The 15,789-nt window shown below is 72.5% G+C and carries 8 protein-coding genes and 2 pseudogenes; 7 read left to right on the forward strand and 3 right to left on the reverse strand.

From position 1 onward, the window contains the following. The first annotated feature begins 935 nt into the window (after positions 1-935). From ACXJMZ_RS27600 to ACXJMZ_RS27620, 5 genes and pseudogenes are all read left to right on the forward strand, one after another. Complete coding sequence (locus ACXJMZ_RS27600) at positions 936-2,147, forward strand: LuxR C-terminal-related transcriptional regulator (RefSeq protein WP_457032755.1); 1,212 nt, start codon at positions 936-938, stop codon at positions 2,145-2,147. Positions 2,148-2,243: 96 nt separating this feature from the next. Then, positions 2,244-6,377, forward strand: a complete 4,134-nt coding sequence (locus ACXJMZ_RS27605) for a beta-galactosidase (protein ID WP_457032756.1) — start codon at positions 2,244-2,246, stop codon at positions 6,375-6,377. A 318-nt stretch (positions 6,378-6,695) separates the two neighbouring features. Then, positions 6,696-8,306 (forward strand): annotated as a pseudogene (locus ACXJMZ_RS27610) (NPCBM/NEW2 domain-containing protein); the annotation flags it as partial. 39 nt (positions 8,307-8,345) lie between these two features. Then, a pseudogene (locus tag ACXJMZ_RS27615) lies at positions 8,346-8,762 on the forward strand (NPCBM/NEW2 domain-containing protein); the annotation flags it as partial. Positions 8,763-8,990: 228 nt separating this feature from the next. Beyond that, positions 8,991-11,882, forward strand: coding sequence for an ATP-binding protein (locus tag ACXJMZ_RS27620; RefSeq protein ID WP_457032757.1), 2,892 nt, complete (start codon positions 8,991-8,993; stop codon positions 11,880-11,882). A gap of 215 nt (positions 11,883-12,097) precedes the next feature. Here the strand turns inward: ACXJMZ_RS27620 and ACXJMZ_RS27625 are convergent, their stop codons facing one another. Further along, positions 12,098-12,676 carry a hypothetical protein gene (locus ACXJMZ_RS27625; RefSeq protein ID WP_457032758.1) on the reverse strand — a complete coding sequence of 193 codons (579 nt, stop codon included), beginning with the start codon at positions 12,674-12,676 and terminating at the stop codon, positions 12,098-12,100. A gap of 323 nt (positions 12,677-12,999) precedes the next feature. Between ACXJMZ_RS27625 and ACXJMZ_RS27630 the strand changes: the two genes are divergently transcribed. Continuing rightward, positions 13,000-13,200: a hypothetical protein gene (locus tag ACXJMZ_RS27630; protein ID WP_457032759.1), complete on the forward strand. Its 201-nt coding sequence runs from the start codon at positions 13,000-13,002 to the stop codon at positions 13,198-13,200. A gap of 331 nt (positions 13,201-13,531) precedes the next feature. Here the strand turns inward: ACXJMZ_RS27630 and ACXJMZ_RS27635 are convergent, their stop codons facing one another. After that, a complete protein-coding gene (locus ACXJMZ_RS27635; protein ID WP_457032760.1) occupies positions 13,532-13,729 on the reverse strand; it encodes a hypothetical protein in 198 nt (65 codons plus the stop codon). Positions 13,730-14,000: 271 nt separating this feature from the next. Between ACXJMZ_RS27635 and ACXJMZ_RS27640 the strand changes: the two genes are divergently transcribed. Next, a complete protein-coding gene (locus tag ACXJMZ_RS27640) occupies positions 14,001-14,339 on the forward strand; it encodes an RNA polymerase-binding protein RbpA (protein WP_457032761.1) in 339 nt (112 codons plus the stop codon). Between the two features lie 839 nt (positions 14,340-15,178). Here the strand turns inward: ACXJMZ_RS27640 and ACXJMZ_RS27645 are convergent. Beyond that, positions 15,179-15,466, reverse strand: a complete 288-nt coding sequence (locus ACXJMZ_RS27645; protein ID WP_457032762.1) for a DUF1905 domain-containing protein — start codon at positions 15,464-15,466, stop codon at positions 15,179-15,181. Positions 15,467-15,789 lie beyond the last annotated feature (323 nt).

Below are 15,789 nucleotides of genomic sequence, written 5' to 3' on the forward strand. Positions count from 1 at the left end.
GTCCGGGCCGCCGCCGTGCTCGGCGTGCCCGCCGACGAGGACCTGCTCGGCGCGGTCGCCCGGCTCCCGGGGGGTGAGAGCGGCCCGGCCCTGACCGCGGCGCTGAGGGTCGGCCTCCTCGTGGAGAGGGACCCGGGCCACTACGGCTTCCGCCACGTACTGGCCCGGCGGGCGGCCTACGAGGCGATCCCGGCTCCGCAGCGGGTGCGGTTGCACACCCGGGCCGCCGAGGTGCTCTCCGGCCACGGGGCCCCCGCCCTGGTGCGCACCGCCCACCACGTCCGGCGGACGGGCGACATCGCGGCCTGGATCACCACCGCCGGGGCGGCCGTCCGCCGTGCGGTGGAGGCCGGGGACGACGGGGTCGTCGCCGTCCTGCTGCGGGACCTGCTCGCCGAGCCGGCCCTGCCCGAGGCCGACCGGACCGCCCACGCCCTGACGCTCGCTCGGATGTCGCCGTACCGGACGGACACCGCTGCCGGGGCCGGACTGCTGCACCGGATGGCGGCGGACCAGGCCCGGCCCGCCGCGGTGAGGGGCGAGCTGAGCCTCGGCCTCTGCCGGGCCCGGGCCCTCGGCCCGGGCGATCCGGCCGCCCTGCGCGCGGAGTTGGAGCAGACGGTCGCCGACCTGGTGGACCGGCCGGACCTGGCGGCCGTCGCCCTGGCCGAACTCGCCGTGGTCGGCCTGCTCCGGGGCCCGGGCTCCCGCNNGGCCTGCTCCGGGGCCCGGGCTCCCGCGAGCAGGCCGAAGCGGTACTGGCGCGCGCCGACGCCGCGGCGGCCCGGAGCACCGACCAACTCGCCCGCACCGCCGTGCTGGTGGGCCGGGTCGCGCTGCTGGAGGTTCTCGGCGACCCGGCCGGGCCGGCGCTCCTGGCACGGCTGCGGGACGACGGACAGCGGCGGCCGGGCCACGGCACGGAGCGCGGCGCGGTGCACGGCACGGAGTACAGGACGGAGCACGACACGGAGCGCGGCACGGACCGGAGGATCCGGCGTGAGAACGCCCGGGCACTGCACCTCGCGGCGGTCGGCGCCTGGGCCCGGGGGTGTGACGACCGGGCCCGGGCCCGCCGGGACGAGGCGGCTGCGGCGGCCGGGCGGGCCGGCCACCAGGTGGTCCAACTGGCCGGACTGGCACTGGAGTTGCAGCTCGATCTCGGCGCCGGCGGGTGGGCCGGGCTGGACGGCCGGGTCGAGGCGTTGCTGCCGCAGCTCGACGGGCACGGTGGCCTGCGGCTGGAGGCCCTCGCGGTCCGCGCGGCGTTGGACATCGCCCGGGGGCACTGGGCCGCCGCCCGTCGGGCCCTTGCACTCCGTGGCGGCCGGCCGGAGGCCTCCGACGGTCTACCGTGCCGGATCGTTGCGGCCCTGCTGGGCCGGCTCGACCTACTGGAAGGCGTCGGTGCCGGTGCCGGAGCTGCGGCCTGGGCCGCCGTCCGGCCAGCGCTCGAAGCCAACCAGCTGACCGGGCAATGGAGTTGGGCGACCGACCTGCTGCCCGTGGCGGTCCGGGCCGCGCTGGCCTGCGGGCTGCGCGAGCAGGCGGAGGGGATCGTCGTGGACGCCACCCGGGGTATCGAGGGCCGGGACGCGCCCGGGGTGGAGGCGGAGATCGTGCTGGCCCGAGGGCTGCTCGGCGCCGCCGGTGATCCCCGGGCCGCGGTGGCCCTGCTGGCCGAGGCCGGGGCCCGCTACGGCGCGATCGGCCGGGTCTACCAGCGGGCGCTGGCCGCCGAGGAGACGGCGGCCGTCCTGCTCGGGCTGGGCCGGACCACGGACGCCGACACCGCCGCGCGTGGCGCGCTCGAAGTCCTCACCCGGCTCGGGGCCACGGCCGACGCCGCCCGGTGCCGCCGGATGCTACGGGAGGGCGGCCGTCCGGTGGAGCTGCCGCGCAGCCGTCGTGGCGACGGCGGTCAACTCTCGCACCGGGAGCGGGAAGTGGCCCTACTGGTGGCCGACGGTGCCGGCAACCGCCAGATCGCGGGTGCTCTCGCGCTCTCGCCGAGGACCGCCGAGCACCACGTCGCCAAGGTGCTCGGCAAGCTCGGCGTGACCCGCGCGGAGCTTCGGTCCGGTGAATTGCCCGAGATCGAACGGAAAGCGGCGGATTCCCTTCCCGCCCTGTCGCCCCGCCCCTGACCATGCATCCAGCACGTTCGAATCCGTCGAAGTCTGTGCGATTCCGTCGGATTCGAGGTTCCCCCACCCATCCCCTCCTCTCCCCCAGGAGACCCGATGAGCAGAACCGGCCCCAGGGCGCTCGCCCTGCTGGTCAGCCTCGCCATGGCAGTCGGCGGCATCGCCGGCACCGTGGCGGCCAACGCGGACGCCCCCGCCTTCACCGTCCCGAGCCCCGGTACTCCCCACGACGTCGCCTACGACGGCTACTCGCTCACCGTCGACGGCAAGCGCACCTACGTCTGGGCGGGGGAGTTCCACTACTTCCGGCTGCCCAGCCCGGACCTGTGGCGGGACGTCCTGCAGAAGATGAAGTCCGGCGGCTTCAACGCCGTCTCGCTCTACTTCGACTGGGCGTACCACTCGCCGAAGAAGGGCGTCTACGACTTCACCGGCGTGCGCGATGTCGACCGGCTGCTCGACATCGCCGAGGAGGTCGGCATCTACGTCATCGCCCGCCCCGGCCCCTACATCCAGGCCGAGGTGGACGGCGGCGGCTATCCCGCCTGGCTGAACGTCAGGCCCGGGCGGGAGAAGACCACCGACCCCGCCCACCTGGCGGACGTGGACGAGTGGTTCGACCACATCAACCCGATCCTGGCCCGCCACCAGCTGGAGAACGGCACCGGCACGGTAATCGCCTACCAGGTGGAGAACGAGTACTACCAGTACACCGAGGCGGACCGCAGCTACGTCGCCCACCTGCGGGACAAGGCCCGCGCCGACGGCATCACCGTCCCACTGACGGGCAATCACATCCACTTCAACGCCAAGCCCACCGACTACAAGTCGTACAACGAGGGCACCGGCGCTCTCGACATCGACGGCGTCGACAAGTACCCACTCGGCTTCGACTGCAAGGACCCGGCCTGGAAGCCGGTGCAGACCGACATGGCGGGCTACCGTCGCCCCGGGAAGCCGCTCTACATCCCAGAGTTCCAGGGCGGGTCGATCAACTACTGGGGCGGCGCCGACGGCGACAAGTGCCGGGAGAAGATGGGGGCGGACTTCGCCTCCGTCTTCTACAAGAACAACATCGCGGCCGGTGCCACCCTGCAGAGCCTCTACATGCTGTACGGCGGCACCAACTGGGGCCGTCAGGCGGTCTCCGGCACCTACACCTCCTACGACTACGGCGCGGCGATCACCGAGTCCCGGCAGCTCACCGACCGGTACCGGGAGGACAAGCTGATCGGCTCCTTCCTGCAGAGCGTCGAGCCGATCACCAAGACCGACGCCGCACCCCCGAGCGTGCTGACCAACCCAGCGGTCACCGGCACCGTCCGCATCAACCCCGACACCCGCACCCAGTTCCACGTCCTGCGGCACACCGACTCCACCTCGGCGGCCACCGACTCCACCGGCCTGTCGCTCACGCTCAGCGGCAACCACGTCGGGTACGCCTTCGACGACGCCGACACCCGGATCCGGTACACCGGTACCTGGCGGCACGTCGGCGCCGAAGCCCCGTACACCGCAGGGGAGTACCAGAGCACCGAGACCTTCTCGTTCCGGTCCGGCGACAGCCTCACCGTGCCGTTCACCGGCAGCTCCGTGCGCTGGATCGGCTCCCTCGCCGCCAACCACGGCATCGCCGACGTGTACGTCGACGGTGTGCAGGCCGCCTCGGTGGACGGCTTCGGCAGCCCCGAGGTCAAGGGACAGGTGCTGTTCGCCAAGGACGGACTCACCGACGGCGCGCACGAGCTGAGGATCGTGGTGAGCGGCGGCAAGAACCCCGCCGCGATCGGCACCGCCGTCTCGGTCGACGCCGTCGACACCACCACCGCCCGGGCCTACCCCACCGTCCCGCAGAAGCCCGGCACCGCCATCACCCTGGCCGGCCGCGACTCCCGGACGCTGGTCGCCGACTACCGCCTCGGTGAGGCCCAACTCCAGTACTCCACCTCGGAGATCATGACCCATGCCGCGATCGGCGGCCGGGACGTCGCGGTCCTGTACGGCCGCCCCGGGCAGGTGGGCGAGACCGTCCTCAACCTCCCGCAGCGCCCCACTGTCCAGGTGTTGGCCGGTGCGGTCGAGCAGACCTGGGACGCCGCCACCGGAGACCTCCGGCTGAACTACGTCCACGGCGGTCTGGCCCGCGTGCTGGTGACCGGCGGCCCCCGGCCGCTCCTGCTGCTGCTCGGCGACGACCAGGCCGCCGGGAAGTTCTGGCGGGCCGACACGGCGGACGGCCCGGTGCTGGTGTACGGCAGCGACCTGCTGCGCACCGCCACCGTGCGGTCCGGCCGTCTCGACCTGACCGGTGACAGCGCCTCGGCCCAGCCGGTGGAGGTCTTCGCCGACGGCTCCGGCCCGGTCACCTTCAACGGTGCAGCCCTGACCGGACAGCCCGGCCCCGGCGCCCGGGCCGGTGGTGAACTGCCCGGGCCCGCCCCGGTCTCGTTGCCTGCGCTCMCCGGGTGGAAGCACGCGGCCGGATCCCCGGAGGCGCAGCCCGAGTTCGACGACTCCTCCTGGAAGGTCGCGGACAAGGCCGCCTCCCAGAGCATCACCAAGCCCGCCACGCTGCCGGTGCTGTTCTCCGACGACTACGGCTACCACTACGGCGAGGTCTGGTACCGGGGCCGGTTCAAGGCCGGTGCCGGGACGGACGCCATCACCCTCTTCGCCAAGCCCGGTGGCAGCGGGGTGTACTCGCTCTGGCTGAACGGCACCTTCCTCGGCAGCTCCGGTGACGCCATCCGCAAGTGGGTCTTCCCGGCCGGGCTGCTCAAGGCCACCGGCGACAACGTGGTGTCCGTGCTGGTCTCCAACAACGGCCACAACCAGAACCCCGGCATGAACGACAACAACAAGGAGGCACGCGGCCTCACCGGCGCCTTCGTCGGCAACTCCTCGGGCCCGTCCATCACTTGGCGGATCCAGGGTGCCCGGGGCGGCGAGGACCTGACCGACACCGCCCGCGGCCCGATGAACACCGGCGGCCTGCACGGCGAGCGGGCCGGCTGGACCCTGCCCGGCTTCCCGGACGCGGCCTGGGCGGGCACCGCCCTCACCACCCGCGACACCACGCCCGGCGTCTCCTGGTACCGGACCACGGCCACCCTGGACCTGCCGAGCGGTCAGGACACCTCGGTCGGCCTGCGGATCAGCGACGACCCGGCCCGCAAGTACCGGGCGATGATCTACGTCAACGGTTGGCTCCTCGGCACCTACATCAACCACAAGGGCCCGCAGCACGTCTTCGCGCTCCCCGACGGCATCCTCGATCCGCACGGCGCGAACACCATCGCGATCGCCCTCTGGAACGAGGAGGGGGCCAACGGGGGCCTGGGCGCGGTCAGTCTGGAGAGCCTCGGCAGCACCGTCTCCCCGCTGGCCCCGTCCCCGGTGACCGGGCCCGGCTACGACGCCGCCACCCACGCCGAGCCGGCGGCCGCGACCGCCGGGCTCGTGCTGGCCGCCCCGGACACCGTGGCCGCCTCGGTCACCTTCCCGGTGCCGGCGACCTTCTCGGTGCCCGCCGGGCAGCCGACCGCCTCCGAGCTGGCGCTCACGCTGGGCCTGCCGTCCGGCTGGACGACGCAGCCCGTCGGCGTCACCGGCGCGAGCATCGCGGCGGGCGGTTCGCTGACCGCCACCTGGAACGTCACCGCCCCCGGCGGGACGCTCCCCGGCTTCACCCGGATCGACGTCAACGCATCCTTCCGGCAGGGGAGTTCGGCTCGGCGGCTGGCCGACGCCAGGACGGTGGCGAATCCGGCCGCCGGTCTGCGCAACCCGACCGGGGAGACCTCCGTCAGCACCCTGCCGTTCCTGGTCGAGCAGAACGGCTACGGCCCGGCCGAACGGGACCGGAGCAACGGCAACGACCAGTCGGGGGACGGCAAGCCGCTGAAGGTGGACGGCGTCGGCTACGGCAGCGGCCTCGGTGTCCACGCCGCGAGCGAGGTGGTGGTCCACCTCGGCCGGCAGTGCAGCCGCTTCACCGCGACCGTCGGCGTCGACGACGAGGTGGGCAGCAGCGGATCGGTGGTCTTCAAGGTCTGGGCGGACAACGCCTGGCAGACCTCCACCGCGACGCTCCTCGGCAGCGGCCGGGCGGCCACCGTGGACGTGAACACCACCGGCGCGGACCTGCTCCGGCTCGTGGTGGAGAACGCCGACGGGAGCAACAGCGGGGACCACGCGGACTGGGCCGACGCCAAGGTGCGGTGCTCCTGACACCTGATCACCGCTGAACACCGGGCAGGCCGGGTGGTGGGACCACCCGGCCTGCTCCGGCATGTCCACTGGCGGCCTCCAAGAACTGATGATGCATCAGATCGCTTCTATTACAAGCCAATTGGAGAAATCGGTCCGAGTTCGGCAATTGGCCGGAGCACCCCCCCGACTTCCTTGACGCGACACCTGGATCGACCCGACGCTCATCTCTGCTCGGTTCTGTTGGATTCAGTTCGTTCATGTTCCGAACGCCCTGGGAGGGCTTCCTTGCGCATGCTCCGACACAGAAGCACCGGCCTGGCCGTCACCCTCGCCCTGATGGGCGGCTCGCTCGCCGCGGTCGGCGCCGTCGGCCTCGGTCTGGTGACCGCCGCCCCGGCCGCGGCGAGCCAGAACGGCCTTACCCCCACGCCGCAGATGGGCTTCAACAACTGGAACTCCACGCACTGCCGCGCGGAGTTCAACGAGTCGATGGTGCGCGGCATCGCCGACCTGTTCGTCTCGCAGGGCCTGCGCGAGGCGGGCTACACCTACGTCAACCTGGACGACTGCTGGGCCCTGCCCAGCCGCAACGCCGCCGGCGACCTGGTCGCCGACCCGGTGCGGTTCCCGAACGGCATCAAGGCCGTGGCCGACTACGTGCACGCCAAGGGCCTCAAGTTCGGCATCTACTCCAGTGCCGGGACCAAGACCTGCGACGGCAAGGGTTTCCCCGGCGGGCTCGGCCACGAGCAGCAGGACGCCGACCTGTGGGCCTCCTGGGGCGTGGACTACCTGAAGTACGACAACTGCAACAACCTGAAGGTCGACGCGCAGAAGCGCTACAAGGACATGGGCGAGGCCCTCAGGAACACCGGCCGCCCGATCCTCTACAGCATCTGCGAGTGGGGCGAGAGCCAGCCCTGGACCTGGGCCCGGGACGTCGGGAACTCCTGGCGGACCACCCACGACATCGGTGACAGCTGGGGCAGCATGCTCAACATCGCCCACCTCAACCAGAGCCTCGCCCCCTACGCGAGCCCGGGCTCCTGGAACGACCCCGACATGCTGGAGGTCGGCAACGGCGGCATGACCGACACCGAGTACCGCACCCACTTCAGCCTCTGGGCGCAGATGGCCGCCCCGCTGCTGATCGGGTCCGACCTGCGGACGGCGACCCCGGCGACGTACGAGATCCTCAAGAACGCGGACGTGATAGCCGTCGACCAGGATCCGCTCGGCCGGCAGGGCGCGGTCATCGCCAAGGACGGCGGCCTGGTGGTGATGAGCAAGCCGCTGGCCGACGGCGGCCGTTCGGTGACCCTCACCAACGAGACCGACACCGCCCGCACCGTCGCCACCACCGCGGCGGCGGCCGGGATCGGCGGGGCCTCCTCCTACCGGCTGAAGGACCTGTGGTCCAAGGAGACCACCACCTCGGACGGCGCGATCAGCGCGACGGTGCCCGCGCACGGCACCGTGATGTACCGGGTCACCCCCGGGCAGCCCGCCGACATGGCCGCCGGTGACCACCAACTGGGCGACCTGGCCTGGACAGTGGCGTACAGCGCGAACGGGCCGGTCGAGCGCGACCACAGCAACGGCGGCCCGGTGGCCGGTGACGGGCGTCCGCTGACCGTCGGCGGCACCGCCTTCCGGCGCGGCCTGGGGACGGCGGCCGAGTCCGACGTCCGCTTCCACCTCGGCGCCACCTGCCAGGGCCTCACCGTCGACGTCGGCATCGACGACGAGGACACCACCGGCTCGGCGGTCTTCCGCATCTACCGCGACAGCACCGTGGTCGCCGACAGCGGCTGGCGCACGGCCGGCCAGCTCCCGGTGCGGCTGACCGTGGACCTGACGGGTGGTGAGGACCTGCGCCTGATCGCCACCTCCCCGGGCGGGACGGGCGCCGCCCACGCCGACTGGGGCAACCCCCGGCTGCTCTGCGGCACCCCCGCGACCCCCGGCGTCCAGGCCCTCGGCGACCGGACCGTGACCTCCGCGAGCAGCGGCTGGGGTCCGGTCGAGCACGACCGCAGCAACGGCGAGAAGAAGGCCGGCGACGGTGCCCCGCTGAAGGTCAACGGCACGTCCTACCCGAAGGGACTGGGCGTCAACTCCCTCTCGGCGGTGACCTACTACCTGGGCGGGGCATGCAGCTCGCTGACCGTCGAGGTCGGCATCGACGACGAGGTCCAGGCCAAGGGCTCGGCGGTCTTCCGGATCTTCACGGACGGCCGGAAGGCCGCCGACAGCGGCCTGCTCACCGGAGCGGACGGCCCCGTCCGGCTGACCGTCCCGCTCGAAGGGGTCTTCGCGCTCTCCCTCCAGGTGACCGACGGCGGTGACGACACCCAGTACGACCACGCCGACTGGGGATCGCCGGAGATCGTCTGCTCCTGACCCGCCCCGGACCGGCCCAATGGCGGCATTGCGGCGGAAGGGCCGCGGCTTCGTTGACCCTGCCGGAGCGCGGGTGCTTCGATTCCCGAGCGCGATGCGAACCGGCCCCCGCCGTGCTGCCCGCCGTGCTGCCCGCCGGGCTCGGCCGGACAGCGTGGCGGCCCTGGTCAGTGCCCGTGAGGTGGGAGGATCAGGTCTGCGGCCGTCGGCCGTTCCATCGGAGGCACCATGCAAGACTCGCGGGCTGCCGGACCCGGCCACAGTCCCGTCCACCGCACCGGATTCGCGTTCGTGGGCCGGGATCGGGAGATGGCCGCGCTGATGGCCGCCCTGGCCGAGGGCCCGTCGGTGGTGCTGGTCGAGGGCGAGGCCGGGATCGGCAAGTCCCGGCTGCTGCGCGAGGCCGGTCTGCGGCTGACCGCGCAGGGCACCCCCGTCCTGCACGGCTCCTGCCACCCGCTGCGCGAGCCGCTGCCGCTCGGGCCGGTGGTGGACGCCCTCCGGGCGGGCACTCCGTACTTCGGGCCCGGAGCCGTCCTCGGCCCCGCGACCGCGGTGCTGGCCCCCTACGTGCCCGAGCTGGCAGGCCGGCTGCCCGCCGCGGACCCGGCCGGTGCCGAGGTGGTGCAGGCCCACCAGCTGATGCGCGCGGTCCACGAGGTGCTGGGCGCCCTCGGCCCGGTGGTGCTGATGGTCGAGGACCTGCACTGGGCCGACGACGCCACCCGCGACCTGATGCTCCTGCTCGCCCGCAACCCTCCCCGGCAGTTGCGCCTGGTGCTCAGCTACCGGGCCCGGGACCTGCCCGGCAGCGGCAACGTCCTGGGCCCGCCCTACCGCCGCCCGGTCGGGGTGCTCGGCACCGAGATCGCCCTCGGCCTGCTCACCGAGCCGCAGGTGCGGGAGCTGGCCGCCTCCGCGATCGGGTCCGCGGCCGCCGGGCCGCTCGGCCGGGAGCTGTACGAACGCAGCGGCGGACTCCCGCTGGTGGTCGAGGAGGATCTGCTGGTCCTGACCGAGCGGGAGACCCTCCCCACCCCGGCCGGGGCGCCCTCGGCGCTGGCGGGCGCCGATGTGCCGAGGGGGTTCCAGGAGGCGGTGAACAGCAGGATCGCGCTGCTCGGCGAGGACGCCAGGGCCGTGGTGCAGGCCGCCGCCGTGCTCGCGGTCCCGGCCGGTGAGGCGCTGCTGGCCCGGGTCGCGGGCCTGGACGAGGAGCGGGCCGAGGCCGCCCTCACCACCGCCCTGGTGGCGGACGCACTGGCCGAACGGGCCCCGGGCAGCTACGGGTTCCGGCACGTGCTGGCCCGGCGGGCGGTGTACGAGCGGATCCCCGGCCCCCGGCGCAGGCGCCTGCACACCCGGGCCATCGACGCCCTGGCGGAGCATCCCGAGTCCGCCCTGGTCCGGATCGCCCACCACACCCGGCAGTTGGGCGACGTCGGGGCCTGGCTGCCCCGGGCGCTGGCCGCCGCCGACCACGCCACCGAGGTCGGTGACGACGGCGTCGCCGCCGACCTCCTGCGGCAGATCCTCGCCGAGCCGACGCTGCCCGCCGCGCAGCGCACTCGCAGCGCCCTGGCCCTCAGCTCCATCGCCGTCTACCGGGCCGACCCCGTCACCAGTGAGGCGACCCTGCGCCGGATCCTCGCCGACCCGGATCTCGCCGTCGAGGTCCGCGGCGAGATCCGCTTCAACCTGGTCCGCGCCCTGGGAGCCTCCAACCCGAACATCGACAGCCGGGCCGAACTGGAGCAGGCCATCACGGAGTTGGCGGCCCGGCCGGGAGCAGCGGCCGCCGCGCTCGCCTCACTGGCCGTCAGCTCCAGCGTGAACGCGCACGGCGGTCACATCAGTGAATGCCTGGCGATGACCGAGCGGGCGGTGCAGCTGGCCGCCGGGAGTGACGACCCGGTCGCCCGGGCGGACGTGGCGGCCAACCGGATCACCGTGCTGGAGTTCGCGGGGGACCCGCGCGGCCGGGAGCTGTTGGCGGAACTGCCCAGGGACTCCACCGACCGGCTGGTGCTGCGCCAGGTCGCCCGGGCACTGAGCAACGCGGCGTACGACGAACTGGTCCGGGGCTGCGACGGCCGGGCCCGCACCCTGCTGGACGAGGCCGAGCAGCTCGCCGAGCGGGTCGGCTACCAACTGCTCGCCTCCTTCTGCGGGGTGACGCGGGTTCAGCTCGACCTGCTCTCCGGGCACTGGGACGGGCTGGACGAGCGGATCGAGGTGCAGCTGCGGGAGGTCGGCGAGGACGACACCGTCCGGGTCGGCCTGCTGGTGGCCCGCGCCACCCTGGACACCGCCCGGGGCCGGTGGGCACGGGCCGCCGAGCAGCTGCTCCCGGTCGAGGCCAAGCGCGAGGAGATCCACGACTGGGACGTGTTCCCCGCCGTGCTCGTCCTGCTCGCCCGGATCGACCTGCTCCGGGAGGAGCCGGTGCGGGCCTGGCAGCGGGTGGCGCCGGTCGTCGACTTCACCCGCACCAAGGGCCTGTGGGCCCGGCCGGTGGACCTGCTGCCTACGGCGGTCCAGGCCGGCCTCGACTCCGGCCGGGCGGATGAGGCGCAGCGCCTGGTGGCCGAGGCCGAGTCCGGCGTCGCCGGGCTGGTCGCCCCCGGGGTCACCGCCGACCTGTCCTGGAGCCGGGGCCTCCTCGTCGCCGAACGGGAGCCGGTCACCGCCCTCGCCCACCTGGACCGCGCCCGGGCCGGCTACGAGGCCATCGGCCGCGTCCACACCGCGGCCCGGGTGGCCGAACAGGCGGGCCGGCTCGGACTGCTGACCGACCCCGATCACCCGGGTGAGGCCGTCCGCCGGTTGGAGGACGCGCTGGAGGTGTTCACCCGCCTCGGTGCCACCGCCGACGCCGAGCGCTGCCGGCAGGCCCTGCGTCGGAGCGGACGGCTCCGCCCCGAGCCCGCGGGCCGTCGCAGCTACGGCGACGACCTGTCCCCGAGGGAGCGCCAGGTGGCCGAACTGCTGGCCACCGGCGCCACCAACCAGGACATTGCCCGGGCCCTCTCCCTCTCCCCGCGCACCGCCGAACACCACGCCGCCGCCGTGCTGCGCAAGCTCGGGGTCACTCGCGCCGAGGTCCGCGACGCTCTCTGACGGGTACTCACGGGGCAGCGGCCACGGGCCGACCACGGCCCGCAGGTGCGGGAGGCAGTGGTGGCCGGCCACTGGGTCTCCGGCGGTCGCACTCCTTGAAGAAGCTGCCCATGCCGCGGATGAGGTCGTTCGAGGCCACCGCTGCCGGCCCTCGGATTGCTTCTGGCTGCCCTCGGCGACCGCGTGCATGAGGCGCTCGTCCGATCTCAGGGTGATCAGTGTTGACGCCTGTCGCGCTCGTCGGCGACGGCGCCGCCGAACGGTGTGAAGCCCATGCTCGTTCCGAACATGTCGTCACCACTCCGGAAGGCGAGCAGGCGTGCCGATGGTGCATCCCCCGCCTCGCCGAAGTGGAAAACAGCGAGCGGAGCGGTTGAATCGCCGGAGGCGTAGCCAAGGGTCTTGGCCGAATGCGGATCTTGGTCGCCAAAGATCGCGGACGGCCGACCATGGACCTGCAGAACATCGTCGAGCGTGCGGTCGGTCTCCGCCCAGCCTTCGGCTGTCTCGACGAGGTTCGTGTAGTCGTGCGTCCGCAAGGCTCTGTCGAGACGGAGCCAGCCGCGGTTGTGGGCTGCGGCGCCGTACTCCGCGGCCACCACGTGAATCTCCGGCTGGGGAAAGCAGTAGCGCAGCAACGCCGCCATGTCCAACCGCGCGTTGTCGTCCACGATCCACCGCGCGCCGTCGGGACGGCCCTCGTCCTGGGCGAGGGCATCGAGGAGGACCGGCAAGCACGCAAGCCCGCCGTGCACATCGGGGCACCGCACGGCGGCGTTGAACTCGTCGAGCACGCGGACGTGTTCCGCCTCGGTGAGTAGGGTCCGGCGGCGAACCGTGCGGGGAAGGCTCCGAAGGGACGGCATGCCGACCACCTTGAGCCGTTGCCGTCCGGCTGTCCACCCCGTTCTTCAATCCGCTTGCGTACTCGCCGGTCGTGAGGAACTTCGAGCAGCGGAGGTAGCGGTCGCACTCGCAGGGTCCGCCGACATCTGCGCGTTGCGGTGCCCCGTTATTGGTCTGCTTGTGAGCCGCAGCCTTAGAAGCCGTCACTCTCTGCGGCGATCGGCACCCACTCACGGCGCCAGGACGGACAGTCCGGGCTCACGAGCGCTCGATGCGGCTGCTCCTCAATGACTGCTCGCGGCTGCATAGCCCGGACGGGGGCCCGCTTCTGTCGGCGGTCGTGGTGCTGAAGGGCGACGAGGTGCCGTCTAGCGGCTTCTACAAGCTGGCGCGCAGCGCCCCGTTCAACCGGCTGGGGACCGACGAGAAGATCTGGATCGGTGAGCTGCGGAGGCTCGGGCTGCTCACCTGACGCTGGCCGTGTGGACGGCTGCGCCCCTCATGACGAGGGACGCAGCCGTTTTGCGTCGGGAGGGGACTTTCCTGGTGGCCCCTTCTCAGCGAGACAACGAGCAGGTAGGCCGCCGACGGCCCGACGAGAGCGGTCAGTTGAGCCCGAGGTGGGGACACTGTGGGGACATTGCGGTGAAGAAGGCGAGCGAAAGGCAGTGAAGCGCGACGTTTGCTCGCCCAGTGTGATGGCCCTTGACCTGCAAGAACATCGTAGGTCCGACCCCCAAGGCACCGTAGGACGGCCTTCGGGCGAGGCGCACCCTGGCGCGATCCGATCGGGTGGCGGACCGTCAGAAGTCGCGCAGGCCAGGCCCGGTTCCGACCTGGGAGCGCTCGCCCACCTCGTCCGGGTCGTGGCCGAGGACGCGATCCGCCGCAGCGAGCAGGCCATGGCCCGGGTGGGCGGCGATCCCCGCCGGTTCTTCGACGAGCACCGGCGCTCGGTCGCCGCCCGCGACACGGGGCAGCACCACTGCCTGAGCACTCACCCGCACCCCGAGGGCATATGTCCGCCCCGTCCTCTGGCACCGCACCGAACCCACCCGGTGACGGAAGGAGCCGGGCCTGGCCGTCGGGCCCTTCACTTGTCCATCCTGACCTCAGCCGCGGCTCCGCTGTCCCCGCAGTCGAGCGGGCCGCTCTGGCGGATGCCCTCACCGCGGCGCCCGCGGACTGCAGTGCCTGGGGGTGGCCGTACGCTGGGCGTCTCTTGCCGGGTGTCCGGGAGGAGGTTGGGCATGGTGGTGGAGGAGAGCGAACGTGGCACAGGGGCGTGGCGGTATCAGGGGTGCGCGTATCGGTTCGGGTCCGATGGGGGAGTCGGAGCGCGGTGATCTGGCACCCCGCACCGCGGTGTCGTTCTGGTGCGGTAATGGGCACCGCACCCAGCCCAGCTTCGCAACCGGTGCCGAGGTCCCGCAGTTGTGGGACTGCCCCCGGTGCGGCCTGCCCGCCGGCACCGACCCCGACAACACCCCGGTGGCTCCGGGCAGCACTCCTTTCAAGACGCACTTCGGCTACGTGCTCCAGCGCCGCAGCCGCCAGGACGGCGAGGTCCTCCTCGATGAGGCGCTGGCCAAGCTCCGGGGCACGTTCTGACAGGTGGGCTTGATCCGCCTTGACGGAAATCATCCTTCGGGGCCAAATCCCCTGATCCGGAGTGTCCGTCAAAGCGGATCAAGCCCACCGGAATCTGACGGATCGGAGACGTCGCGTCAGGTCCGCGAACGGATCGCACTGCAACGACAAGCTCAGGACAGGGGGTGCTCCTCGTCCGGACGGGATGTCGTCCCGGGCTGGGCCGGGCCGGTCGTTCGGACCCGGCGTACGAGGTGGACGACTCCGGCGAGTGCCACGGCTGTCCCGAGCGGGGTGAACCAGGATGTCCAGAAGGAGAGCAGGACGGCAGGTAGGACAGATCGTCGAGGCTTGTGGTGACGAACGGCATCAGCCAGGGAGGGTTCCGAGCCCGATGCCGAGGGACAGGAGCCGGTCGGGCCGGCGGGCGGAGAGCCGGCCCAGCAGGACGGCTGCCGTCATGGTGCTCAGTCAGGGCAGCAGGCCCGTGAGGGTCAGCGCGCTGCCCCAGAAGAACGCGTCCCCGTACTTGCTCAACGCGATCATCGGGACCCTGATGCCCAGCGTGAGGCCGACATTTCCCAACGGCTTCGTTGCGTGACGTCCACCAGGCCGGACGGTGCGATCAGCACCAGCAGGCCGACCAGCGCCTGGCACAGCAGCTCGCCCACCGCCCACGGGTAGGGCTGCATGACCAGGGCCATCACGCCGAGGCCGACAACGGCGGCCGCTGTACCCGCAGTTCGGGCAGTTCGCCACCGGCTCAGCAGGGCGTACCCGAGGGCGATCAGGCACGGCAGGGGTCGATGGTCGGACGATGAAGTAGATGATTCAGCCCCGGGATGGCCGGGAGCCCGGTGTCAGAGGCGAACGGTCATCGCCACGGTCACGTCGTCCCCCGCCGAGAGGCCCTGGGGTCTGCGCACGGCAATCTTGAGCGGCAACAGGTAGCCGCCGTCCCTCGGGAAGAGCGAGGTGGCGAAGGCGGTCCCCTCGATCCGAGCCTCGACCGGAACGACACCCCAGCCGTACGTGGCCATCGCCGCCACCTGGCGCACCTCGGCGGCTTGTTCCGCCGGCACGGGGACGAAGTAGAACGGGGAAGGCCCTCGCCACTCGATCACCCGGCCACTGAAGACGATGTCCACGGGATCGGTCCGTTCCTTGGGCGGGGCCGGCGCAGGCTGCCCCGCCGGCGGTCTGGGTGCCACCGTAGTACGGCAGGTGATCACCGGTCACGCAGTCTGCGACAACCGGTCGGCACGAGCCGGCACTCGCCGTCGAACCTCCGTCACGTCGTAGGGTGCGGTCGCGATGCGCGCGCAGGTGCACTTCGCTCTGCCCGATCGGGCAGTGTATGTCGGCGCCGGCGCCGTTGTCGTGGCGCGATCTTGACCGGGCGTCAGCAGGGACTACAGGGTGGTTCGCATCCGGATCAACATGCCGGTGTCCATCCCTGCCGTGAGAGAGA

The organism is Kitasatospora sp. P5_F3 (assembly GCF_054049135.1).